Genomic DNA, 24,664 nt, shown 5'->3' with positions numbered 1-24,664 from the left:
TAAAAAATTTAAATAGTATTACTACACAAAAAGAGAGTGCGAATTCGCACTCTCTTTTTTCTTGTATAATTATTAAAAGATCATTTCAATAATATAATATGAGTTTTGAGACTCTGTGAGAGCCTCTTATTTGCATTGACGACCCATTTATCAAGATGATCCCTTATCATGCTTAATTCTATAAACTGTCTGTCTTGTGATATTAACTTCTTTCGCAATCTTACTAATTGCTTTCCCTTCTTCTAACATTTCCACCACGCGATGATAAATAATACGTTTCTGTGGGTCTTTGGCATTTGGTGAATAAAGTAAGGGGCGCCCTTTATATACGCCTTTTTCCTTCGCAACTTGAATTCCTTGCGCTTGTCGACGTTTACTTTCATTTCTCTCTTGTTCTGAAACCATTGCTAAAATTTGAACGATTAAATCTTTCATAAACTTATCCAGTAATGGATTGCCAATCACTTCATTCATCATAGGTAAGCTGGTAATCATTAACTGAACGTCTTTCTCTTTTAAATAACTCACAGTTTCAATAATTTCATCATAATCACGTCCCAAACGATCAATAGATTCCACAACGAATCGATCTCCCATTCTGACAAAATTGAGTGCTTCTTGAAATACAGGTCTATTTTCCACTGACTTTCCCGACTGTTTCTCTGTAAAGATTTTCTCCACACCAAACGTCTTTAAATTATCCAATTGTCTTTCTAAATTTTGATCTATCGATGATACTCTCGCATAACCTATAATCATTCATCTTCACTCCATAATTAATATACACCCTAATCATACGTTCTAATTGCGATAATTTCAACAACTTATTTTGTATGATTAGGGTGTACTCTAAAAGCACATACACTCTGAAATTAAATGATATAATATAAATACTATTTTATATTGGTAAGCAAGGAGTTTATTAATGAAATTAAAAAAAATTAGTAATACTGATACTTTTGAAATATCTGGAACATTAATTATATCTGATTTTAAGGAAGCTGGAATTTTAAAAAGTGATGGTAGTAATTATCAATTATTATTTAATACTGATATGGATTATGAAGAAAGAATAAACCAATGCCAATTTATTACTGCAAAAGGAGAAACATTGTATCTTAGAAACGGCATTTTATCGAGGCATACTATAAATTTTCCAGGAAGTAACGAATATGAGTATTTATTCACTCAAATTTGGGTATCTATTTCTCATACAGAGATTCCTAAAACTTTTGATAGCATAAGTGTTAAATTTAGTGGTCTAAAAGAAAATATAAATCACATACCATTTGATATTAAAAGGGATCAAACAAATAATGAATATACTATTTCTATCGATAAAGCTAATCTAAAGAAAGAAATAATTTCATTGAATGAAGTTCGTCTTTCTTCAGCTTGTAAAATAAATCGTAAAAGAACTAGATTTAACGAAATCACCTTTCAATATGAGAATTCACTAAAATTTGAGTATAAAAACAATTTAACTAGTGATAAATGTATTTCAGATGCCCTTAATATTGCTTACATTTTTAGCTTTATAACTAATGAAAAACATAAAATTGAAAGTATCATATTGTATTCTAAAAAAGAAGCTTTTAGGGTTTTTGTAGATTTACCATTCAATTTTAAGGAGCACCATAAAACAAAAATTACGTACGTTACAAAAGATTTCCTTAATAAATATTTATCAAATATTTATTCTTTTTTTTATAATAATCATGATTCGTTTCAAGATATATTTTCAAATTATATTAAGTTAATGTATACGCCAAAATTTATTGAACATTATCTAGTTGACTTATTAAAAATAAATGAAGGTTTGCATAGAAGGCTCGTATCAAATCAGCAAATCATTTTAATAGATAGATATAAAGATTTATTTCACTCATTAGATAACGAGTTACAAAATTATTTAAAAAGCATTGTTAATTATGACGAAAAGTTACATGATTATTTGAAGGATTATAGACATTATTATTCTTATTATTTTCCACCATCAGAAAAACTTACATATCAAAAAGATAATATATTTAATATCTCCAATTTTGTTCTTCAACTTCATAAATCTTTTATAATGTTTAAGATAGGCATTCCCTCTAGTGAAATAGTATCTTTATTAAAGATCACTCACTAGTTAGTAATCAATAAACTATTTTGCATTCCTCTACTAACCAGTGTTATAATTTGATTAACAAATAGTGTACTAACATGATAAACACCGAGCCCGATAACTACTGCGAATAGTTATCGGGCTCTTTTGGTGTATTAGCTATATGTCGTCGCTAAATTACTTTTCACGATTATTCAGCCAATGAGAAAATAACGTGAGTATAACTCCTACTATGATAGGAGCTATAATAGTTACAAATAGTGTACTGAACATGATGTCACCTCCTTCCATGCTAAATACAGCACAGAAGTGAACGACGACTTTTGTATTATATCATTTCTAATAATTGTGTTACAGATAACTTCCGATAAGTTAAATTATGTATTATTTTCTGTTTTTCTCTTTCCTTGTATTTTTTCAAATTCTTCTATATGGTTCAAAATCATTGTTGGAGTAATATTAATATATATACTTTCAAACTTTATTTTGGGGTAAATAATAGAAAAATTATTTACATTGATATTCTGAGATAGTGAGGCGTATAAGAAAATAAATTTGATGGTGAATGAATGGGGAATATCCTCCTTTTGTTATAGATACTATTTTCAAAAAAAGATGATTATATTCAATAAATTCACATGATTTATATGTAAATTATGTATATTTAACACAAAATAATAATTACTTAATTTACTCGTTTGAGTTTGTATTTTAATAACAGGGGCATATTTGCTAAAAGAGGATGATTGTATGAAGTCAGTTACTTATCAAGGATATAAAAATATAGAAGTATGTGAAATAAATAATCCAACAGAAATTATCACTCATACTATGCCGTTAGAAGATGTAAAAGAAGCTTATGATATCTTTGTTCAGAAAAAAGATAATACTATTAAAGTTATTTTAAAACCACAATAACATATAGATAAAGACGCCTTACTTTGAATAACTCGTTCAAAGTTGAGGCGTCTTTTACATATATATTTAAATTTTAGCATTTTTCTGTTTAGAAATTTCTTCCAGAAATTCATCCCCCCAATCACAAATTGCATAAACTACTTTATCGAGTGTTTTTCCTATGTTTGTTAACTTATACTCAACTTTTGATGGAACTACTGGATAGACAATTCTTTCAATATTTCTATATTGAAAGAATCTATGATAAGAAAAGAGTTGAATGAATATAATAAATATAAACGCATCCAACTCTTCTATTTCTACTGATTGATATAGCGTTTCAAGTGTTTAGATGTCAATGTTTCTGAACTATCAATAAAGTTTTTAGGTGTTCCACTAAATTGGACCTTTCCGCCATCCAACCCAGGGCCTGGACCGACATCGATGATCCAATCTGCTTCACACATAATCGATAAATTATGTTCAATCAAAATAACTGTATTATTTTGATCAATTAAATCATCAAAACACTCCATCAATATAGGGATATCCGATTCATGTAGGCCTGTGGTTGGTTCGTCAAAAATAAAAATACTATTTTTTATCTCTTCATCTAAATGTTGTGCTAGTTTCACGCGTTGAATCTCTCCACCAGACAAAGTGGATAAAGGTTGTCCAAGTGACATATAATTCAAACCTGTTTTACTTACAGATTGTAATTTTGACTTAATATCATTCTTTTTATCAAAGAAAATAATACCTTCGTCAACCGTCAAATCGAGAACATCGGCGATTGAATACCCATCTATGGTAGCATCTAATACTTCTTGTTTATAACGTTTACCATGACAAACTTCACATGTCTGTGAAAAATCACCCATAAAAGCAAGTTCCGTTTTAATATAGCCCTTTCCACCACAATTTGGACAGGCACCTTTTGAGTTATAACTAAACATAGCTTTATTTAAGCCTGTTTCTTTACTGAAAAAGCTTCTTACGCTATCAAAAACACCTAAATACGTTAATAGATTAGATCTATTAGATCCTTGAACTGCTTTTTGATCAATAAAGATGGTATGGTCATTATTTTCAAAACCTGCTTTAACGAGGGTACTCTTACCTGAACCAGCAACGCCTGTTAAGACTGTTAATACGTGTTTAGGTATAGACGTTTTTACGTTATTTAAATTGTTTTGTGTCACAGGACCGATATTATAAAAATGGTTCGCTTCACGAATATTCTCTTTTAAATTATGTTTGTGACGTAATGCGTTACCTGTCGAAGTATTTGAAGATAGTAATTCATTATATGTTCCTTCAAATGTGATTTCACCACCATTTTTTCCTGAACCTGGCCCCATATCTATGATATAATCTCCTTCTTTAATAACATCGGGATCATGTTCAACAATTAACACAGTATTGCCTTTGTCTTTTAAAGATTTTAAAATTTCATTGATTTTAGCTATATCTTCCGGATGCAAGCCAACACTTGGTTCATCTATAATGTAAACCAAATCCGATAAAGAACTATTTAAATGACGTATTAATTTAAGACGTTGCGCTTCACCGCCTGATAATGTCGTTGTGACACGGTTAAGCGTTAAATAACTTAGTCCAATATATTCTAGTGCTTCTAACTGCTTTTTGAGAGGATCAATAATATATTTAGCTGTTGGATCCTCTAATTTATTAAGAAACTCTAAATTTTCCTTAATTGTCATTTGGGTAAAATCAGAAATATTTTTACTCATAATTTTAGAACTTAATATTTTCGAGTTTAAACGTTGACCTTTACATGTGGGACATATTTTATTATTTACTACATTTTTAAGATGTTTGGCGTAGCGTTTCTTATTAAATTCTTTATCGCCTAAAAATATTCTACTGAATCTAGGTATTAGCCCTACATATTTAGCTGACTTTCTCCATTCTTTAGGAGGATTTTTTAACGTCATTGGCTCTTGATATAAAAATAACTCTAATTCATCTTTTGTATAGTCTTTCAATTTTTTATTATTATCAAATAAACCACTATCTCGATAGGCTTTACCACGCTCTTTATCTGGTCCAAAAGAAGGAAAGTCTATTGCACCTTCATTTAAAGACTTATCCCAATCTAGCAATTCATCTAAGTTAATGTCTTCAATATATCCTAATCCTTCACAAGTTTTACACATGCCCTTAGGACTATTGAAGGAATATGCATCTGAATAGCCAACAAACGGTTCGCCTATTCTAGACCACAGTAATCTAACGGAGGCATATATATCCGAAACTGTTCCTACCGTAGAGCGAGAATTCCCATTGAATCTTTTCTGATTAATTGTCATTGCTACAGGAAGATTTTTAATTTTTTTTACTTTCGGTCTGGGTTGTTGATTTAAATGAAATTGGATATAACTGGAATAACTTTCATTTAGTAGCTGTTCAGATTCCGCAGCAATAGTATTAAACACTAAAGATGATTTCCCTGAACCAGAACGTCCTGTAAATACGGTTACTAAGTGTTTTGGGATATTTACATCTATGTTTTTCAAATTATTTTGTGAAGCACCTGTAATATTAATAAAATCCATTAAGTATCCTCCCTTTATAATCTTTACAACATTGATTATTACATATTAATCAATGATCAACTACTTATTCAAAAGACGACAACTTTAAGTCTTTTATATTACAAATTATTCCACCAATTCAATCCGTCTTCACTAAGTAATTTTTCACTTTCTTTAGGTCCATAGCTTCCGGAGGTATAATTAGGAAACTGTGGCTGTTCTGATTTTCATACATTTACCATATCAACGAGTAATATAAAAATGTTTTCAAAATTCAATTACACTATATTTATATCAATAGCGTTAATATGTATTAGTACTGAAATTTTTGTCATCTACGAACATATTAATATAAATAGAATTATAAAATTTAAAATATGACTCATTTGTCAGTATTGTTTAAAAACAGGAGCTATGTAAAAATGAGTTATATCAAATATTAAAAGATAGATGTCAGTACTTCAAATGTTTATAGAACTTTTAAATAAAATACACTTCAATATATAGTACTTTCTATTATAAAGTTATTAATTATCGGGACAGGAAGAAACTCATGATACTCGTTTCAAAAAACAAAAAAGAAAGGGTTAATTATGCTAAATATTAAAGACCAAAATTATTTTAAAAGAGCATTAAATTTCTTTATACTATCAACAATTCTACTATTAGTGACAATTCCAATTGCTTTATTTTTTCATCCTTCAGAAGAATTTATAAAACAGTTAGGATCCAATTCACCTGAAAGCATTAGTAAAACACAAGGTCTAAAAAAAGTTTGGGGGTTTATACAAAATAATGGCTTTCATGTACCAATACAAATGCTTTTGTTAGCTTTAATACCCATACCATTTTTATATACTCTAAACTTAATAGTATCACTTATTATTCCTGGCATACTATTCGGTTTTTTCATCCATTTTGATACTTACAAAGGTCTAACTAGCTTAATCGCTTATATACCCCATTACACTTTGGAAATTATGAGTTTTTGTATATTTACTAGTGGTCTTTATATGCTAAATAAATCAATCTTAAGAAAAATAATCAATCTATTCAGAAAAGAAAAAAAGCAAAACTACTCTTTCAAATTAAGTTTAATTAATTTATTAAAAGCATATTTATTCGTCTGTTTACCATTGGTTATATTAGCAGCATTTACTGAAACATATGTAGCTGATATGCTCTCAAATTTAATGAATTAACTACAATCAAAAAAATACAAAATCGCAAAAAGTGAGGTCATTTTATGTTTCTTGAAAAATTAAAATGCAGTCATTGTGAAAAAGAAATCGACAAAAACGAAAATATAACAATACACACAAATTCAAAAAATCTTAATGGCGTAACAAATCTAAAAAGTTGGGCTAAAAATCAAAACGTTTTATGTGAAAAATGCTCAAAATAAAAAAGAGCCTGTGTTTAGGCTCTTTTTATCAATACATCACATACGATTATTAGCATTTCCATGTCTTTGTTTAACTAATAAATAAACACCATTTATTAAACCCAAAATAGTCCAAGCAACTGATAAGTAGACATTATCCAGACTATAAATTGGAGCCATAAAAATTAAAAAGAAAATATTCATAACAAACGAAATACGATGAAATGTACTGAGCTTATTAATATCAATTCTGTTATTTTGAATAATAAATCACCTCTTGATATTTATATTATTTCAAAATTTTTACTTTATTCCAATTGCTTTATTGACGTTGAATCTCCGAACCCATAACAAACCCAAAACTTGTCGAATGGTCGACTTAATAGGTCACGCTATGCCAACATTCGTTTGCAAGTTTAGTTAAGGGTTCTTCTCAACACAAAACAAATCTTCTTGTCATAAATGTGCATTTTATTTTTTACTTTTATTTCCTTTTAAAACATAAGTAAATAAAGTCATAAATATTGCAAAAAACAATGCAGAAATAAGACTTGGATATACATCAAAATCAAGGAGGGGTATCACTAAATCAAGTAGCAAATTTAAAATAAAAAAAGAAACAAAGAAATATACGAAATATAAAACAAATTTCAAAATTAATCTTCCTTTTCCAACAAAACGTTATCACAAACATAATTTTAAATATCCCTTTCGCAGAGTATTTTGATTATGGTTTTTATTATTATGTAATTCTTGTGTCTGTTTCTTATCCTCTCGATTTTCATCAACTAATGTTTATCGACCATGCACTTAATAATATAGTACTAATTAATGCTATACTTAATACTTTTTCATCATTAAAATATCCCAACCTTCTAAGATACTTAACTTCTTAGATGATCTCTTTATTTATCATTTCCAATATTTACTTTTAGAATTATAAATTACAGACGCTATTCCAAAACTGGCTATAATAAAAATGAGTATGTATATGGAAAAGTTATCAGTCTGTATGTAAAATTTAAAAAGAAGAAACAATAAGAAAGCCACGATGAAATACACAGGAATAAATGCTTTTTTCCAAAAGATAGAATCTTTCATGAATATCCTCCTTTAATAATATTTTTTTATCCATATATTAAGGTTAACATTTTATATTAATCTATTTCTAAAACTATTTGTATCATTATATTTTATTCTCATATGTAAAAATTTAGAATATAAATAAGTGTCTTAGGTATGTTTAAATTATAGTTTTAACAAATTATATACGTAGCTTTCTAAATATACTTTTAAAATTTCAGCTATAATAAATAATCGTAATGCCTTTTATCATTATTGTAATTGCACGAAAATGATAGTTGATTGTTATTTTAAATCACGTTATGTTTGAAACAAAAATTCTAGATGTACAAGGAGATCATTACATGAAATTTATTAGTATTGTTTTAGGATTGCTAGTTATCATTTCATGGTTATTTGTTTTACGAGAATACCAACATGGACATGAGAAAACAGAAAAAGGAAAGTTAGTCATTATCATTGCTTGTATATTGACTTTCATTATGACATTAATCAATACACTCGATTAACAAAAAAACAGCACCTCACAATGAGGTACTGCTCTTTTATATCTTCTATTATGACACAGTAACATGATCCACGTAGCCATCCGTAACATGGAATGTAATATGACCTTTACCTACTGTGTAACCGTATAATCCTTCTGTTTTATCTGCTTGTTTTTTAGACAATGGTTGTTGATATTGATAATGATCTCCGTAAACGTCTTTCACTTGTTCTAAGCTTACTTTTTTAGGTGCGACCTTAAAATCAATCATTGCTGCTGTGTTGCCTTTGACTTGATTAAATGTTTGGTCATACTTCGTTGTTGTTGATGTACCGTTTTGATACTGATCATTCACTTTAATTCCGTTAAATGTCACATTTCCAGCTTTTAACGCATTATAGAACGTGTGATTTAATACGAATTCGCCACCTGATTTTGTATAACCTTGATAATGATAACCTTGTGACGTTTGTGTTTGTGCATGTGCTTCATGTGATACACCGTTATGCTCAGTTACATTAAACCCTAATACTGTTCCTAAAGTAAATACCACCAACGACCATTGCTTTTGCAAATTTCTTCATTATGGATCACTCCTCTTATAGAATTATAATGAACTTCCACCTTTAATATATAATATTACACTAATACATTAAAATTTTTATAAATTAAAATATAATTTTATTTAAAAATAATTAATTGAAAGACTAATTAATTATATAATACTTATAATATCACTCTGCTTTTTTATTCTTTCATTATTTTTAATTTATATTTAATACATGTTAGCCTTAAATCATACATATTTTAATTGATAAGGAGATTACTAATGAAAACAATACGTTATTTCCTATATTTTTTTATCGTTTATTTTATAATCTTTTACTTAGCACAACGACTATTAAAATTAGATTTAGGTATTGTGCGTTGTTTCATTTCATCCGTCATTTTCGCTATAATGATGAGTTATTTTGCTTACTTTGCGAAGAAACTTAATAGATAATGCCTATGTTTATTTGTCATACTTCTGCTTCATTCTATTAACGGTACTTCTGTCTATATCAGTAGTCTTCCTATGAAACGTTAAAAAGCACCAGGACATGATATCAATTGCTAGAAATGTAAATAATAAAAAAATTAAAAACTATGTAGCATAAAAATGTGTAGGCTTTTTAGATTCAAATGAGGTAGGGTCTATAATGAAGATCATTGATTGGTGTAGCTATGTATCTTGTTCACTCCACAATACCTTTATCAAAATTAACAGTGGAAATGTTTTTTAAATTTAAAAACGGGAATACCTTAATATGCGAATTCATTACGTAAAAATTATAAATGGAGGTCATATTATGGCTGGATATAAATCACCTGGACGTAAAATTGTAGAATATGTAGGTGTTGTAGCAATCGCTGCAGTATTCTTAGGTGTTCTATGGAAAAATATAAATAGCGCTGAGGAAGAAAGTGCTGGCGCTAATGGATCATTAGGATAATTTAAATAAATTTTTATAAATGATAAATAGAGCCACCCTTCACTCATTAAGTAGTGAGGGGCGGCTTGTTTTTTATTCTGGTCTAGGACTACGTTTCATTTTAATATATTGAGAGATACTATAAAGCGCAATACCAATCCAAATAAAAATAAATGTAATGAATTGGTGGATATCGAATTTTTCTTTAAATACGAAGATACCGAGTAAAAAGATAATCGTTGGACTGACGTATTGAATAAATCCTGTCAGTGATAGTGGAATGCGACGCGCACCCGCTGAGAATAAAATAAGTGGTACAGCTGTCACCGCTCCAGAAAATAAGAGTAAAAATGTACTTATATTCAAACCGACTGATGATTGGTGTGCTTGCCATAAATAAATGATATAAATCAGTCCTGCTGGTGCTGTCACAATACATTCAATCGCAATCCCACTCATCGCTTCAACACGTACCAATTTTTTTAGTAAACCATAAATCCCAAATGAGAATGCCAACATTAAAGAAATAATTGGAAATTCTCCTATCTTCATTGTCATGTAAATAACGCCAATTGCGGCTGATACAATCGCTAACGTTTCAAACTTATTGAAACGCTCTTTTAAGAAAATAAATGCGAGTAAGACGCTCACCAATGGATTAATATAATAACCTAAACTGGTTTGTAGCACATGACCATTAGACACTGCCCAAATGAACGTTCCCCAGTTAATCGTAATCACATAACCTGCAATAATAATCGCAACAAGTTGAATCGGATGTGCTACGAGTTGATTGATATCATGTTTAAGCGCTTGTGATTTTTTTAATACAAAAATCATTAGAATCATAAAAACCATCGCAAGGATAATGCGATATGCTAAAATTTCAAATGCGCTAATACCGTGAATGAATCTCCAATAAATAGGTAGAATTCCCCATAATAAATGCGCCCCTAACGCAAATAAAATTCCTTTTTTAAATTCTGCATGATTATCCATGCTAAACCCTCCTAGCAATATTACCCTGGAAATATGTATAACTCTATCGTATCAGTAGTTAAACGAAATGGATATATCTAGAAGAATTTTTAAAAAAAAGGTAGCAATTTATATCGCTACCTCTTTACCAATATCATTAATGATATATTCTATTGCCGCCTTCTCTAAATTCTTCGGCTTTCTCTTTCATGCCTTCAAGTTGTTCTTTGTAGGAATCGCGAATATCATGTGATAAGCGCATTGAACAGAATTTTGGTCCGCACATACTACAGAAATGTGCAATTTTCGCTGATTCTGCTGGTAATGTTTCATCGTGAAATTCTCTCGCTCGATCAGGATCTAACGCGAGGTTGAATTGATCAATCCAACGAAACTCAAAGCGCGCTTTACTAATTGCATCGTCGCGTTCTGTTGCCCCTGGTAAGCCTTTAGATAAATCTGCTGCATGTGCTGCAATTTTATAAGTGACCACACCATCACGTACGTCATCTTTATTTGGTAAACCTAAATGTTCTTTAGGTGTCACGTAACATAACATTGCCGTACCATGACTCGCAATTTGAGCAGCACCAATGGCAGATGTAATATGGTCATATGCTGGTGCAATATCTGTTACAAGAGGTCCTAATGTATAAAATGGTGCTTCTTTACAATAAAAATCTGCTAAATCTTGGTTTTCTTTAATTTTATGCATTGGAATATGTCCTGGACCTTCAATCATAACTTGCACATTATGTTTCCATGCAATATCCGTTAACTCACCTAACGTTTTCAATTCCGCAAATTGACTTTCATCGTTAGCATCATAAATTGAACCAGGACGTAAACCATCTCCTAGAGAAATAGCAACATCATACTTACTTAAGATTTCACAAATCTCGTCGAAGTGTGTATATAAAAAGCTTTCTTCGTGATGTGCAAGACACCATTGTGCAATAATTGAGCCACCACGAGAAACAATCCCAGTTAAACGATCAACAGTTAATGGAATATAGTGAAGACGTAATCCTGCGTGAATAGTAAAATAATCGACCCCTTGTTCAGCTTGTTCAATCAATGTATCTCTATACGCTTCCCATGTTAAATCTTCTGCTACTCCATTTACTTTTTCCAATGCTTGATAGATTGGCACTGTTCCTACTGGTACTGGTGAGTTACGTAAGAGATACTCACGAGTGGTATGGATGTTTTTTCCTGTAGATAAATCCATCATCGTATCTGCACCCCAGTGTGTTGCCCATACTAATTTTTCAATTTCTGCTTCAATAGATGAAGATACAATAGAGTTACCAATGTTCGCGTTGATTTTTACAGAGAAGTTTTTACCAATAATCATTGGTTCAGATTCAGGATGATTGATATTATTAGGGATAATCGCGCGTCCTCTCGCAATTTCTTCCCTTACAAATTCTGGTTCCACTTGTTCTCTAATTGCTACAAATTTCATTTCTTTAGTGATAATCCCTTGTTTAGCGTAGTACATTTGTGTCACAGGTGTCTCTTTACTTCCACGTCTTGGTTGATATTCAAATGGATGAGCTACATAGTTTTTATGACCTTCTTTTGAAAAACCATTATCAATCGATTGAATACGGCGACCTTCATAATGTTCAACGTCTTCACGTGCTTCAATCCATGCATCGCGAACCTTTGGAAGTCCATGATTGATATCAACCTCATAACTGTCATCATGATAAGGACCTGCTGTATCGTACACTACGACAGGTTCATTTTGAAAGCTACGTTGTTCTAATTGGGTGTCAGAAAGTTCAATTTCTCGAAATGGTACAAAGATATCACTATCCTTACCCTCACCTTTTTTAAAAATACGTTTACTTGCTGGAAAAGTTCTTTTAAAATTGATTTTTTCTTGCTCCATTGACATTGCCTCCTAAATACTAGAAGGGTCTAAATATCACTGATTATATGATTCATAAAAAAAGCATTCAGCTTAATACTGAATGCATAAGAATAAGTGAATATATACGAAAATATATGTAAGCATCATAATGAAGAAAATGATTAATAGTTAAATTGACCTTTTCATCAATTTATGAAAACATCCATATGTTATTGTAAAGTGACTCACTGGCTTCCCTACGCTAGTATTAACTAGATCAGGTTCAAAGGGTTGGAACATGATGTTCCTTTCAGCAATATAAAGCACCCCTAGCAGAGATTATTAAATTATAGGTTATTTAACCTACACTTATACAATGACTTAAAATTCCATAAATATCAAGTCAATATATCAAATAGTTTTACAACTTTTAGACGTCCGAAAGTCTAACTTCACACAACCCGAAGTCTTACCCTAAGATTGAAAAAGCAGCACCTATAAGGGTTACTGCTGTTCTATTTTTTTGACTTATCCTCCAAAGAACAAATCAATAAAGTCTCTACTTCGGTTTCTATCTTGTTTATAAAATTCGGTATATCCACAATTTTTACAAGTTATCGTCTTAAAATTATTATGTTGTACATCTAAAAATTTAGACAATCCTGATCCTGTTGCTGATAACGTTCCTTCTTCTATTTCTGTATGACCACATTTTATACAACCTTGATTTTGATTTTCTGACATAATGAATCACTCCTCTATCATATTTGTTGTTAGCTTACATAATACAATAACCCCCAAAATTGGGGGTTATTCATTAATTTGATGTTTCATGTTTATAACATCAATAAATATGGATTTTCAATATATTTAGCAAGTACTTTTAAGAAATCAGCTGCGCCTGCGCCATCTAAGATTTGATGATCGAATGTTAAACTTAATGGGATACGAGAGATTTGTTTTACATTATCTCCTTCAAGAACAAGTTCTTTAGCTAGAGCACCGACACCTAAGATACCTGTTTCACCTAAATTTAAAATTGGTGTGAAGTATTCGATACCACTTGCACCCATATTTGTAATTGTAAATGTAGCGCCACTAAGTTGAACGTCACCTGTATTTCCTTCACGTACTGCTTCAGCTGATGTTTTAATTTCTTTTGCTAAAGTGCCAATACTTTTAGTATTTGCATTGTCAATGACTGGCACCATAAGACCATCTTCAAGTGATGTCGCAATACCTAAATGTACATCATCGTATTCTGTTAATTCACCGTTTTCATAACGAGCGTTCATTGCGCCATATTCTTTAAGTGCTAGGACTACTGCTTTAGCTAATAAAGCTGTGACTGTCAATTTTACATCTTGATCTGCATCTTTTAATTCTTCAGATAATCGAGCTTTAAAGTCTAATAAACGATCTGCATTGACTTTGCGATGTAATGTTAATTGAGCAGTATTATTAAGACTTTGTCGCATATTTTGAGCAATACGTTGACGCATTGGATTCAGACCTTCACCAATGCTAGACACATCGAAGTTTTGTGGCGTTGAAGATGCATTTTCGTTAGACGTATCCGCTTCACCTTCATAATCATAGCCTTCTGATTCTACACGTTGAATATCTAATTTTGTAATACGATCATTTCCACCTGTCCCTTTGATTCTTGTGATATCAAGGTCCTTATCTTCAGCCATATTACGCGCTAATGGAGAGATAAAGATACGTTCTCGTTGTTCAGGCTTCTCTTCGTTTTCTGTATCTTTTTTATCAGATTGTTCTTCATTTGAAGACACTTGTTGATCTTCAGAAGTTGTATTGTCATCTTTATTCTCTTGGGTAGTTTCTTCAGAATCATCGTCATCACTTCCTATGTCTTCGCCTTCTTCTCCGATGATACCAAGCACTGCTTTTACTTTTGCATCTTCGCCTGCTTGTACTTTGATTTTTAATAACGTACCACTTGCAGGTGCTTCGACATCGTTTGTTAATTTTTCAGAGCTAATTGTGACAATGCTTTCGCCTTCTTCTACTGTATCACCTTCTGATTTAAACCACTCTTCTACAGTACCTTCTTTCATTGTCATACCGAGTTTTGGCATAATAATATTTTCACTCATTGTGATACACCTCCCTACGCGTTAGCCTTTTTTAAGTCATCAACTAATTCAGATGCTACATCTAATACTTTATCTGCATTTGGAATATATGCCGCTTCTAAGTTAGATGCAAATGGTACTGGTGTATCTGGTGCTGTTACTTTTTTGATTGGACCGTCTAAATAATCGAATCCAATATCACCAATGACAGAAGCGACGTCGCCAGCAATGTTACATTGTGGACTTGATTCATCAATAACAATTAAACGACCTGTTTTTTTCACTGATTCTAACACTGTATCTTGATCCCATGGAGACACTGAACGTAAATCAATGACTTCTACTGAAACGTTATCTTCTTCAAGTCGGTCAGCTGTTTCTTCAGCCACTGCAACCATTTTACCAATTGCGACAATAGTTAAATCATCACCTTCTCGTGTAACATTGGCTTTACCAATCTCAATCGTATAAGGTTCTTCAGGGACATTACTTTTTTGACCAAGTAATGTTTTATCTTCTGAAAATACAACTAAGTTATCGTCTTGAATCGCTGACATTAATAATCCTTTTGCATCATATGGATTTGATGGTACAACTACTTTAACACCTGGAATTGTTGCGAACATATTATATAGAGATTGAGAGTGTTGTGCTGCCGCACTTGCGCCAGCGCCATGAACGGTACGTACCACTAATGGAATTTTAGCTTTACCACCAAACATATATCTCATTTTTGCACCTTGGTTTAAAATTGGGTCTAAACCAAAGCCAATAAAATCGTTAAACATGAGTTCTGCGATTGGACGTAATCCGGTAGCTGCTGATCCTACAGCTGCACTTAATGTAATATGTTCAGAAATAGGTGTATCAATCACTCGTTTACGACTATATTTTTTAGCCAGTCCTTTTGTAACACCGAATACGCCACCAAATGTATCGTCGTCTTGAATATGTTCTACTTTTGCGCCACCTGAAACGTCTGTACCAATTAAGATGACATTTTCATCTTTCTCCATAGATTGATCAATCGCTTCATTAATCGCGCCCATAAATGTTAATTTACGTTCTTCACTCATCGTAAAAACCTCCTCGTCTGGTTAGGTTCGTTCTTATCTATTTCTTCATTTTAGTGCTTTAAAGGTTTGTTATGCAAAAACATCTTTGTATAGTGAATCTTCATCTGGTAATTCACTTTCGTCCGCAAATTTCACAGCATCTTCTACGGCTTGTTCAGCTGTGTTTTCAATATCATCTGCTTCTTCTTCAGTTAACCAACCTTCTTCAATCGCTTGTTTTCTGAATTCTACAGTGGCATTTTTATCCGCATTACGATCATCTGGTGATTTAACTTTTTGTTCGTCACCTTCAAAGTGACCATATTTACGATACGTATCACATTCGATTAATGTAGGTCCTTCCCCTTTTTTAGCGCGGTCTACTGCTTCTTGTGTTGCTTTATAAACCTCTAAGACATCCATGCCATCTACACGTACGCCTGGCATATTATATGCAGAAGCACGTTCTGCAATCGTTTCAGATGCACTTGCATAGTCGTGTGTCGTACCTTCAGCGAATTGGTTATTCTCACAGACAAAGATAACTGGCAAGTTTAAAATTGAAGCGAAGTTTAAACCTTCATGGAATGTCCCTTCATTTGCAGCACCATCACCAAAGAAGCATACGGCGACATTGTCTTTACCTTGGTTAATAATTGAAATACTTGCACCAATCGCAAGACCAAAACCGCCACCTACGATACCATTGGCACCGAGCATCCCTTTGTCAATTTCGGCAACATGCATTGAGCCACCTTTACCATGACCTAAACCATCACGTTTACCCATGATTTCTGCCATCATACCGTTTAAATCGCAACCTTTTGCGATAGCATGTCCATGACCACGGTGTGTACTTGTAATATAATCATCGTCAGTCAGTTGTGACATGACACCTGTGGCAACGGCTTCTTCACCGACATATAAATGTACAAATCCTGGGATTTGACCATCACTAAAAATTTTGTGTACCTTCTCTTCAAAAAATCGAATTTCATTCATTGTTTTATAAATCCAACATGCTTGTTCTTTTTCCATTTTCATTGTCAATTCCTCCTATCTTTCATAGGGCGTAAGTGTAATAACTACATGTGAATTGCAGAACCAAAGTATGCATCCGCACCTTCGCCAATCGCTTCTAATAATGCTGGATGTGGTTGAATTATTTCGGATAATTCATAGATGGTACCTTCTGACGCTTTTACTCCTAGGACTTCGCCAATTAAGTCTGTCGCATGAGGTCCTACAATAAAGGCGCCGAGTATTTCCCCATATGTTTGATCAATAACTAATTTTATAATTCCTTCATTTTCCCCTTTAATGAGCGCCTTCGCATTACCTTGAAACGCTGATTGTGTGACTTTCACATCATATCCCGCTTCTTTGGCTTGCTCTTCTGATAAGCCAATGGATGCCGCTTCAAGTCGTGTATAAATACAACGTGTAATGTTCTCTTGACGAACAAGTGGTGGGTGTTCTCCAGCAAGTGTTTCTGCTACATGAATACCATGTGCACTTGCAGCATGTGCAAGTTGATAACCTTTGACTAAATCACCAATCGCATAGACATGTTTTTGACTTGTTTGATAATGGTCATCCACTTTAAAGAATTTGCCATCCATCTCTAAATTTAAATCTTTAGCCACTTGTGTATTCGGTTGTCTACCTGTCGCGACAAGTAACGTGTCGAAGCTGACGTCATCTTGACCATCGAGTACAATTTTGGTTTTATCTACTGTTTTAATTTTCGCTTTTGTAATAATGTTAATGCCTTGATTTTCTAAATGAGCTTTTAATAACTCACGTGTATCATCAATTTCAGTAAGTAAAATATCATCTGCCACTTCAACAATGGTTACTTTCACCCCAAGATCGGCCATTGATGAAGCGAGTTCTGTTGCGATGACACCACCGCCAATCACTGCTAACTGTTTAGGTAGTTGTTTTAAATCGAAAAATGTATCGGTTGTTTCATAATCGACGTTATCTAATCCTTCAATAGGTGGTACAAATGGTTTACTACCTGTCGCTAAAATAATATCTTTACCTTGATACGTTTCATTATTTACTTTTACGTTTAAGTCTTTTGAAATGCTTGCTTCTCCCTCAATATAAGCTACTTTATTTTTCTTTAGTAACTGTTTAACGCCACCCGTAAGTGTTTGTACGACTTTCTTTTTACGTTGTACAAATTTAGGAAAATCGATATTTAATTCTTTCGTCGTCATTCCCCAGTCATTCGCAACTTGAATGCTATGTGCTTTTTCCCCGTGTTCTAATAATGTTTTAGATGGAATGCAACCCACATTTAAACAAGTGCCTCCAGCATTGAATTTTTCGATGACTGCCACCTTTTTACCCAATTGTGCGGCACGAATGGCTGATACATACCCTCCAGGTCCTGCACCAATCACAATCAAATCATATGATTCACTCATGAATGAACGCCTCCTTCCGTAAGAGAACTTTTATCATTTTTAATACAAAGAGATATTTGTAAGCGCTTTCTAATCTCTTCACTTTCATTTTACACTTTATATTTTGAATTTTCAAATTATTTAGTATTTATTGTTTTTTATTTTTTCCATGCAAGTAGACATTAAAAATTTGGTGAAAATTTTAAAATAAAATCTATATAATTCTTATTTGAAATGCGTTATACTTTATTCAATATCACTTTTAAAAGGACAGTTAAACTATGATTCAAACTATCATTACTGCTGCGATATTGTATATCGCAACTGCAGTCGACTTACTTGTCATTTTGCTTATTTTTTTCGCGCGAGCACATACGAAAAAAGAATATAGAAATATTTATATTGGTCAATATGTAGGATCTGTGACATTGATTATCGTAAGTTTATTCTTTGCCTTTGTCTTAAATTATGTACCTGAAAAATGGATTTTAGGATTACTTGGTCTTATTCCCATCTATTTAGGATTAAAAGTGGCTATTTTTGATGATTGTGAAGGAGAAAAAAGAGCGAAACAAGAACTAGACAAACACGGATTAACCAAATTAATTGGCACGGTTGCGTTAGTGACAATCGCAAGTTGCGGAGCAGATAACATCGGATTATTTGTTCCTTACTTTGTCACATTAAGCGTTTCTGAACTCATTGTGACATTAATCGTCTTTTTAGTTTTAATCTATGTCTTAGTGTTTACTGCACAGAAACTTGCATCTATTCCTGAAATCGGAGAAACTGTAGAGAAGTTCAGCCGTTGGATAATGGCTGTGGTCTATATTGGACTTGGTTTATTTATTATTATCGAAAACCATACCTTACAGACGATTTGGGGAATGTTATTTTAAATGAAAATTATAAAAGGACTCTAACCTAAGCTAGAGTCCTTTTATTTAAGGTTGCAATTTCATAATCGCACCAAATTGTTGTTGGGCATTTGTAAATGTGATGAACGTAATAAGTTCGACAATTTCTTTATCTGATAAATGAGACTTTAAGATTTCTGTGTACGTTGTAGGTATTTGATCTCCCAGCTTGATATAGACTTCTGTAAATCCAATGCATATTGCTGATTTTTCATCTGTTAGACTCCCGGTAGGCTTGCCTTTTGCTTTACAATATTGGCAACCATTTTTCTGCGCTAGCATACGGCGTATCTCTTCTTTGAGTTCTGCGTTTAAAGCACTAGTATTTTCTAGTGTGTCACTCAATGCTGACCACGTCTTCATAATGTCCTCATGATGACCTAATAATTGTTGAAATGGTGTATGACCTATGTGTGAGGATTCAATAATAGCCGTGATATTTTTCCTCTATTTAGATTAAAGCCGCTTTTATTTTTTGTAGTCCCTTTTTCATTACTTCTCTAGGAACTGCAATATTAATTCTAATATGACCCTCTGCGTTATGAACAAATTGCTCTGCGCCTTCAATGATGACACCAGCGTTTTTAATAAAGAATTTCGCCATTGATTCATCAATATCTTTTTCTTTAATATAATAGCTTAAATCTACCCAAGCTAAATACGTCGCCTCTGGAATTTTAAATTCTGCATGCGGCAGTTCTTTTTCTAGGAAATCTGCTAAATAGTTAAAATTATCATCTAAATAATGATTCATTGCTTGTAACCAATCTTCCCCTTTTTCATAAGCAGCTTGCGTGGCAACCACACTTAGAGGATTTTCTGTACCAAAGTGATGGGTGTTCCAAGTTTTTAGAAGTGATTCATTTTGAATAATGATATTTGAAAACATCAAACCTGCAATGTTGAAGGCTTTACTTTGAGACATAGTAGTGATGATTTTGTCGTAATCTGGGACAGCTTTGGCAAATGGCATATGTGATTGACCTGAACGTTTGATATCACAATGGATTTCATCTGAAATGAGCCATACATCATTGTCTTTCATAATTTGACCCAATGTGGCTAACTCTTTTTCTGACCAGACACGTCCCGTTGGATTATGTGGATTCGCAAAAATGCATAATTTAATATTTTCTGTCTCTATTTTTTTACGTACATTGTCAAAATCAATCTCATAATATCCATGATGATTGATTAGTGGAGAGTATACTGTTGAAATATGATTTTTATCACATGCCATTTTAAATGGGCCATAACTCGGCGTAAAAATTAATGCTTTATCATCCTTATCACAAATATAACCTACAAGTTCAATTAACCCAGCCACAATACCATGAGAGAATACAAGATGCTCTTGAGGAAAAGTGAAACCATAACGTTTCTTTGTCCAAGAAACAAAAGCTTCATAATATTCAGAACCGAAGACGTTTGTGTAGCCTAAAATTTTCTTATTTAAACGTTCACGAATCGCATTTAATACGACTTCTGGTGTACTAAAGTCCATATCTGCTACCCACATACGAATCAGTTCATCATTATCTTTTAAATCTGACGTATCTGTATTACCAAAAAGATAACCTTTATAGCCTTCCACATTCATTGAATTTGTATAACGACGATCAATGATTTCATCAAAATTGTAATTCACGATAGTTCCTCCTAAACATGTTCATATGTTTTATCAATTATCATTCTAATACTTACGTCATATTCTGTATATCAACTTTACTTTTCATTCAACACAGTAGATATTCTTTTTAAAAGAAAAACTCCTCACTTTACAACAGTGAAGAGTTTAAAGTTTAATACGTTTAAATATATTATGCTAGGCCATCAATCACGTATGTCACACCTAGGATTGCGAATGTAAGTGCGATTAATGTTGACACAAAAATCATACCCATCATTGGGTTAAATAATAAGATTATCCCTAAAATAATACCTAGGATATTTACGATAATTGATAAACCGCGTAATTGATGTTGTTGTGATATGGTAAACAGACCGATAACCGAACTGAAAATAAACCAAAACGCAAACATAAATACAAAGAATACTGAACTTGCTCCAACATTAAATACAACAAGAATTCCAAAAATTAAATCGATAATACCATTAATTAAAATTAATTTTGTATTTACTCCTACGAGTTTTTTTGCCGTACGACGGAATAAAAGTTGAATGACACCGCCTACCATAATGAGTAAGCCAATCAGCCAAGTAAGTGTATAAAAGTTTTGCACTGGATTACTAAATATAACCACAGCAATAATCAGTAATAGCGTACCAATGATTAAACTTGACCAATTTAATTTTCCATTATCTTGGGCCATTATTATCTCTCCTTTTTATATTTAAAGATTACTACAAGTATAATTTATCTATTATTGGAATACAAAAAAACTCACTAATCGATTGATTAGTGAGGCCACTTTTACGAATTCATAGAATTGGTAAATTGTATATTAATATGTACCACTATTTAACGTTTTTAAACAATTTTTGTAACATTATTTTCAATCACATTAATTTATAATTTTAATATAAAAAATATACCTAGCATGTGTTATTCCTCCTTAAAAATGGGTAATTATGAATTACGTAAACAATTTAGGAGGTATACAATGAGTAAAGCATTAGTAGTTGTTACAAGTGTTTCAAAATATCCTGATATGAATCGTCCAACTGGATTATGGTTAGGTGAAGTCGTTCACTTTGCAGATGTATTGTACAAAAATGGTTATGATATCGACTATATTAGTCCAGAAGGTGGCTATACAGCTATTGATCCTGCAAGTCTACAAGAAGATATGATGTCTGAGTTAGATTGGAAATATTATCAAGATAAAGACTTCATGACACGTCTTGGTAGTACACTTACACCAGATGCTGTACGTGCTGAAGATTATGATATTATCTATTACGCAGGTGGTCACGGAACAATTTGGGACTTCAAAGATAATAAAGATTTACAAGAATTAACACGTAAAATTTATGAAAATAACGGTGCAGTTTCTTCAGTATGTCATGGTGCTATCGGCCTATTAAATGTTACAGATAGTGAAGGTAATTCTATTATTAATGGTAAAACTGTAACTGGTTTCTCTAATACTGAAGAAGAAGCAGTTGGCTTAGCAGATAAAGTTCCTTACTTAACAGAAGATGAACTTAAAAATCGTGGTGCACATTACGAAAAAAGTGACAACTGGAGTCAATTCGCTGTTATTGACGGTCATGTGATTACAGGTCAAAACCCACAATCTGGTAAAGCTGTAGCTGAAAAATTCTTTGAATTAAAAAACAATAAATAAGACACCCCGCAGTGTTAATAAAAAAGTTGGACCTTTCAATCCTTAGAAAGATCCAGCTTTTTTACATACTCTACTTCATAATCATTTCAATGACAGCTCTAATATTTTTATCAATATATTTATCAACATGTTGAGCAAGGTAATAGTGACGTTTCACATTTAAAGTTGTTATCATTAATTTTTCATAATCCTCGGGATGAATTGCTGATTTTGAAATAATCGCAAACCCATTTCCAGCCTCTACCATTTGTTTGATAATCTTAATATTATTAATTTCTATCAAATATGGATTTAATTTTAACTCAGAAAGACCTACTTCCTGATAAAACCTTGTTCCAGACCCTTTTTCTCTAACGAAACATATATCCATTCTAGGTTGAACCGATTTTTTGTAAATATACACCATTTCGTCTTCTATTATTTTCTTACATTTTATTACATTGTCTTGAATTTCCTTTTCTACAATACCTATATCTACTCTGTTGTGTTTAATATCATTTATAACAGAATCTGAATTATTAACACGTAAATGAATATGTAACTTAGGGTATTGTTGCATAAGACTGGTAAGCTGTTTTGATAATAAATATTCACCATATGTATAACTGCTTCCAATTGTTAAAGTGCCTGAGATGATTTCAGATTCCGATGTTAAGTTTTGCCATAATTCTTGTTCAATACTTTCCCGCTGCAATGCGTATTGTAATAGCTTTTCGCCATCTCTAGTTAGTTTTAAATATGGAGATTTAAATTCAAATATTTTAACATTATATTTTAATTCTAAACGTTTAATATCACGACTCACAGAAGGCTGCGAAGTATATAAATTTTCTGCTGCTCTAGTAAAACTTTCTGTTTTGATTACTTCAATTAATACCTTATACGGATCCATGCATCATTCTCCTTTAAGTCTAATATAACATTTTTGATATATATACTATACTTATTATTTATTTAACGTTATAACAATAACGTGCTAAGATTTCATATCGAGGTGAAAGTACTATGAAATCAATCACGCAGCCTTCATTTATGAAAGGTATTATGTTTACATTTATGATCGCAATGATCAGTTATATATTAGCTAAATTTCCTATTTTACATACGATTGGGGCATTAGCTATTGCTATCATTTTTGCGATGCTATATCGCCAAGTGATGGGATATCCAGAACACATTCGTCCAGGTATTACGTTCGCATCGAAACGTTTATTAAAATTTGCGATTATCTTATATGGGTTAAAATTAAATATGGGAGATATTCTAGGTAAAGGCTGGAAATTACTACTTATTGATATTATCGTAATTATCTTTTCAATAAGTTTAACTTTAATTTTGAATCAAATTATTAAAGGAAATCAAGATATCTCTATACTACTTGGTATTGGTACAGGAGTATGTGGAGCTGCAGCTATTGCAGCTACAGCACCAATCTTAAAATCTAAAGAAAAAGACATTGCAATAAGTGTAGGTATTATTGCACTAGTTGGAACTATATTTGCACTTATTTATACAGCTATCGAGGCTATTTTTAACATACCTACTATAACTTATGGCGCTTGGACAGGTGTGAGTTTGCATGAAATCGCTCATGTCGTCTTAGCAGCAGATATTGGCGGGCCAGAGGCAATGACATTTGCTTTACTTGGAAAATTAGGCCGTGTGTTTTTACTTATTCCATTAAGCATTGTCTTAATTTTGTATATGCGTTATAAGTCACACTCAAGCCAAGTACAACAAAAAATCGATATTCCTTACTTTCTCATTGGATTTATCATAATGGCTTTTATCAATACATTTGTTCCTATTCCTTCATTACTTATGAATATTATAAATGTTATTACAACGGTATGTATGTTAATGGCGATGGTTGCTCTAGGATTGAATATCGTTTTAAAAGAAGTTATTTCAAAAGCACTTAAACCTTTCATAGTGATATGTATAACTTCAATTTGTCTGTCTGGTGTGACTCTCTTAGTTACTTCTATAATATTTAAATAAGTAAACATGTTATATGCTTATATTTAAAATAAAA

Annotated in this window: 24 protein-coding genes, 2 pseudogenes and 1 riboswitch; of the genes and pseudogenes, 8 read left to right on the top strand and 18 right to left on the bottom strand. The window is 32.0% G+C overall.

Annotated features, from left to right (window positions below; all coding sequences use genetic code 11):
• Window positions 1–150: 150 nt before the first annotated feature.
• Window positions 151–759 carry a recombinase family protein gene (locus HMPREF2629_RS01525; RefSeq protein ID WP_000583527.1) on the bottom strand — a complete coding sequence of 203 codons (609 nt, stop codon included), beginning with the start codon at window positions 757–759 and terminating at the stop codon, window positions 151–153.
• A 166-nt stretch (window positions 760–925) separates the two neighbouring features.
• On the opposite strand from HMPREF2629_RS01525, the gene HMPREF2629_RS01520 reads away from it, so the two are divergent.
• Window positions 926–2,134, top strand: coding sequence for an ApeA N-terminal domain 1-containing protein (locus tag HMPREF2629_RS01520; RefSeq protein ID WP_070443427.1), 1,209 nt, complete (start codon window positions 926–928; stop codon window positions 2,132–2,134).
• Window positions 2,135–2,287: 153 nt separating this feature from the next.
• Here the strand turns inward: HMPREF2629_RS01520 and HMPREF2629_RS10850 are convergent, their stop codons facing one another.
• Window positions 2,288–2,383, bottom strand: a complete 96-nt coding sequence (locus HMPREF2629_RS10850; protein ID WP_000493114.1) for a type I toxin-antitoxin system Fst family toxin — start codon at window positions 2,381–2,383, stop codon at window positions 2,288–2,290.
• Between the two features lie 528 nt (window positions 2,384–2,911).
• Here HMPREF2629_RS10850 and HMPREF2629_RS01515 point away from each other — a divergent pair.
• A pseudogene (locus HMPREF2629_RS01515) lies at window positions 2,912–3,028 on the top strand (alcohol dehydrogenase); the annotation flags it as partial.
• Window positions 3,029–3,094: 66 nt separating this feature from the next.
• Here HMPREF2629_RS01515 and HMPREF2629_RS01510 read toward each other — a convergent pair.
• The gene (locus tag HMPREF2629_RS01510) at window positions 3,095–3,316 is read right to left on the bottom strand and encodes a winged helix-turn-helix transcriptional regulator (protein WP_061544133.1); all 222 of its coding nucleotides are present in this window, start codon (window positions 3,314–3,316) and stop codon (window positions 3,095–3,097) included.
• 11 nt (window positions 3,317–3,327) lie between these two features.
• Window positions 3,328–5,586 (bottom strand): ATP-binding cassette domain-containing protein, encoded by a 2,259-nt coding sequence (locus tag HMPREF2629_RS01505; protein WP_070468542.1) that lies wholly within the window; start codon window positions 5,584–5,586, stop codon window positions 3,328–3,330.
• Between the two features lie 572 nt (window positions 5,587–6,158).
• On the opposite strand from HMPREF2629_RS01505, the gene HMPREF2629_RS01500 reads away from it, so the two are divergent.
• Window positions 6,159–6,767 (top strand): stage II sporulation protein M, encoded by a 609-nt coding sequence (locus HMPREF2629_RS01500; RefSeq protein WP_061544135.1) that lies wholly within the window; start codon window positions 6,159–6,161, stop codon window positions 6,765–6,767.
• A gap of 653 nt (window positions 6,768–7,420) precedes the next feature.
• On the opposite strand, the gene HMPREF2629_RS11255 is transcribed toward HMPREF2629_RS01500, so the two are convergent.
• Both HMPREF2629_RS11255 and HMPREF2629_RS11250 read right to left on the bottom strand, forming a co-directional pair.
• Window positions 7,421–7,603 carry a hypothetical protein gene (locus tag HMPREF2629_RS11255; RefSeq protein ID WP_019835089.1) on the bottom strand — a complete coding sequence of 61 codons (183 nt, stop codon included), beginning with the start codon at window positions 7,601–7,603 and terminating at the stop codon, window positions 7,421–7,423.
• A 258-nt stretch (window positions 7,604–7,861) separates the two neighbouring features.
• Window positions 7,862–8,050, bottom strand: coding sequence for a hypothetical protein (locus tag HMPREF2629_RS11250; protein ID WP_002454655.1), 189 nt, complete (start codon window positions 8,048–8,050; stop codon window positions 7,862–7,864).
• Between the two features lie 326 nt (window positions 8,051–8,376).
• Between HMPREF2629_RS11250 and HMPREF2629_RS11115 the strand changes: the two genes are divergently transcribed.
• Entirely contained in the window at window positions 8,377–8,541 is a 165-nt protein-coding gene (locus tag HMPREF2629_RS11115) for a hypothetical protein (RefSeq protein WP_002449328.1), read from the top strand.
• Window positions 8,542–8,589: 48 nt separating this feature from the next.
• Here the strand turns inward: HMPREF2629_RS11115 and HMPREF2629_RS01485 are convergent.
• Window positions 8,590–9,103: pseudogene (locus HMPREF2629_RS01485) on the bottom strand (hypothetical protein).
• A 765-nt stretch (window positions 9,104–9,868) separates the two neighbouring features.
• Between HMPREF2629_RS01485 and HMPREF2629_RS11110 the strand changes: the two are divergent.
• Window positions 9,869–10,012: a hypothetical protein gene (locus HMPREF2629_RS11110; RefSeq protein ID WP_019835086.1), complete on the top strand. Its 144-nt coding sequence runs from the start codon at window positions 9,869–9,871 to the stop codon at window positions 10,010–10,012.
• Window positions 10,013–10,084: 72 nt separating this feature from the next.
• Here the strand turns inward: HMPREF2629_RS11110 and rarD are convergent, their stop codons facing one another.
• From rarD to lpdA, 7 genes are all read right to left on the bottom strand, one after another.
• The gene (rarD, locus tag HMPREF2629_RS01480) at window positions 10,085–10,990 is read right to left on the bottom strand and encodes an EamA family transporter RarD (RefSeq protein ID WP_070813099.1); all 906 of its coding nucleotides are present in this window, start codon (window positions 10,988–10,990) and stop codon (window positions 10,085–10,087) included.
• 136 nt (window positions 10,991–11,126) lie between these two features.
• Window positions 11,127–12,869 carry a phosphomethylpyrimidine synthase ThiC gene (gene thiC, locus HMPREF2629_RS01475; protein WP_070663413.1) on the bottom strand — a complete coding sequence of 581 codons (1,743 nt, stop codon included), beginning with the start codon at window positions 12,867–12,869 and terminating at the stop codon, window positions 11,127–11,129.
• A 197-nt stretch (window positions 12,870–13,066) separates the two neighbouring features.
• Window positions 13,067–13,171, bottom strand: a riboswitch (TPP riboswitch).
• A 187-nt stretch (window positions 13,172–13,358) separates the two neighbouring features.
• Window positions 13,359–13,574: a zinc ribbon domain-containing protein gene (locus tag HMPREF2629_RS01470; protein WP_002449335.1), complete on the bottom strand. Its 216-nt coding sequence runs from the start codon at window positions 13,572–13,574 to the stop codon at window positions 13,359–13,361.
• 92 nt (window positions 13,575–13,666) lie between these two features.
• Window positions 13,667–14,950, bottom strand: coding sequence for a dihydrolipoamide acetyltransferase family protein (locus HMPREF2629_RS01465; RefSeq protein ID WP_070813097.1), 1,284 nt, complete (start codon window positions 14,948–14,950; stop codon window positions 13,667–13,669).
• A 14-nt stretch (window positions 14,951–14,964) separates the two neighbouring features.
• Complete coding sequence (locus HMPREF2629_RS01460) at window positions 14,965–16,005, bottom strand: alpha-ketoacid dehydrogenase subunit beta (protein ID WP_002454647.1); 1,041 nt, start codon at window positions 16,003–16,005, stop codon at window positions 14,965–14,967.
• Between the two features lie 69 nt (window positions 16,006–16,074).
• Complete coding sequence (locus HMPREF2629_RS01455; RefSeq protein ID WP_070813095.1) at window positions 16,075–17,028, bottom strand: thiamine pyrophosphate-dependent dehydrogenase E1 component subunit alpha; 954 nt, start codon at window positions 17,026–17,028, stop codon at window positions 16,075–16,077.
• 41 nt (window positions 17,029–17,069) lie between these two features.
• Window positions 17,070–18,422 carry a dihydrolipoyl dehydrogenase gene (gene lpdA, locus HMPREF2629_RS01450; protein ID WP_070813093.1) on the bottom strand — a complete coding sequence of 451 codons (1,353 nt, stop codon included), beginning with the start codon at window positions 18,420–18,422 and terminating at the stop codon, window positions 17,070–17,072.
• A gap of 260 nt (window positions 18,423–18,682) precedes the next feature.
• Between lpdA and HMPREF2629_RS01445 the strand changes: the two genes are divergently transcribed.
• On the top strand, window positions 18,683–19,300 hold the full coding sequence (locus HMPREF2629_RS01445; RefSeq protein WP_070549286.1) for a CadD family cadmium resistance transporter: 618 nt from the start codon (window positions 18,683–18,685) through the stop codon (window positions 19,298–19,300).
• Between the two features lie 45 nt (window positions 19,301–19,345).
• Here the strand turns inward: HMPREF2629_RS01445 and HMPREF2629_RS01440 are convergent, their stop codons facing one another.
• From HMPREF2629_RS01440 to HMPREF2629_RS01430, 3 genes are all read right to left on the bottom strand, one after another.
• The gene (locus HMPREF2629_RS01440) at window positions 19,346–19,756 is read right to left on the bottom strand and encodes a carboxymuconolactone decarboxylase family protein (protein ID WP_070549287.1); all 411 of its coding nucleotides are present in this window, start codon (window positions 19,754–19,756) and stop codon (window positions 19,346–19,348) included.
• Between the two features lie 13 nt (window positions 19,757–19,769).
• The gene (locus tag HMPREF2629_RS01435; protein WP_070813091.1) at window positions 19,770–20,966 is read right to left on the bottom strand and encodes a 3M3SH-releasing C-S lyase; all 1,197 of its coding nucleotides are present in this window, start codon (window positions 20,964–20,966) and stop codon (window positions 19,770–19,772) included.
• Window positions 20,967–21,138: 172 nt separating this feature from the next.
• Entirely contained in the window at window positions 21,139–21,651 is a 513-nt protein-coding gene (locus tag HMPREF2629_RS01430; RefSeq protein ID WP_049419894.1) for a DUF308 domain-containing protein, read from the bottom strand.
• Between the two features lie 291 nt (window positions 21,652–21,942).
• Between HMPREF2629_RS01430 and HMPREF2629_RS01425 the strand changes: the two genes are divergently transcribed.
• Window positions 21,943–22,629 (top strand): type 1 glutamine amidotransferase domain-containing protein, encoded by a 687-nt coding sequence (locus HMPREF2629_RS01425; RefSeq protein ID WP_049419893.1) that lies wholly within the window; start codon window positions 21,943–21,945, stop codon window positions 22,627–22,629.
• 70 nt (window positions 22,630–22,699) lie between these two features.
• Here the strand turns inward: HMPREF2629_RS01425 and HMPREF2629_RS01420 are convergent, their stop codons facing one another.
• A complete protein-coding gene (locus tag HMPREF2629_RS01420) occupies window positions 22,700–23,521 on the bottom strand; it encodes a LysR family transcriptional regulator (protein ID WP_049414181.1) in 822 nt (273 codons plus the stop codon).
• A gap of 113 nt (window positions 23,522–23,634) precedes the next feature.
• Between HMPREF2629_RS01420 and HMPREF2629_RS01415 the strand changes: the two genes are divergently transcribed.
• On the top strand, window positions 23,635–24,630 hold the full coding sequence (locus HMPREF2629_RS01415) for a YeiH family protein (protein ID WP_049419892.1): 996 nt from the start codon (window positions 23,635–23,637) through the stop codon (window positions 24,628–24,630).
• The last annotated feature ends 34 nt before the right edge of the window (window positions 24,631–24,664 follow it).

Origin of the sequence: Staphylococcus sp. HMSC034C12 (assembly GCF_001835895.1) — a bacterium.
In the GTDB taxonomy this organism is placed as follows: domain Bacteria; phylum Bacillota; class Bacilli; order Staphylococcales; family Staphylococcaceae; genus Staphylococcus; species Staphylococcus hominis.
This window is presented reverse-complemented; position numbering and strand designations above follow the sequence as displayed.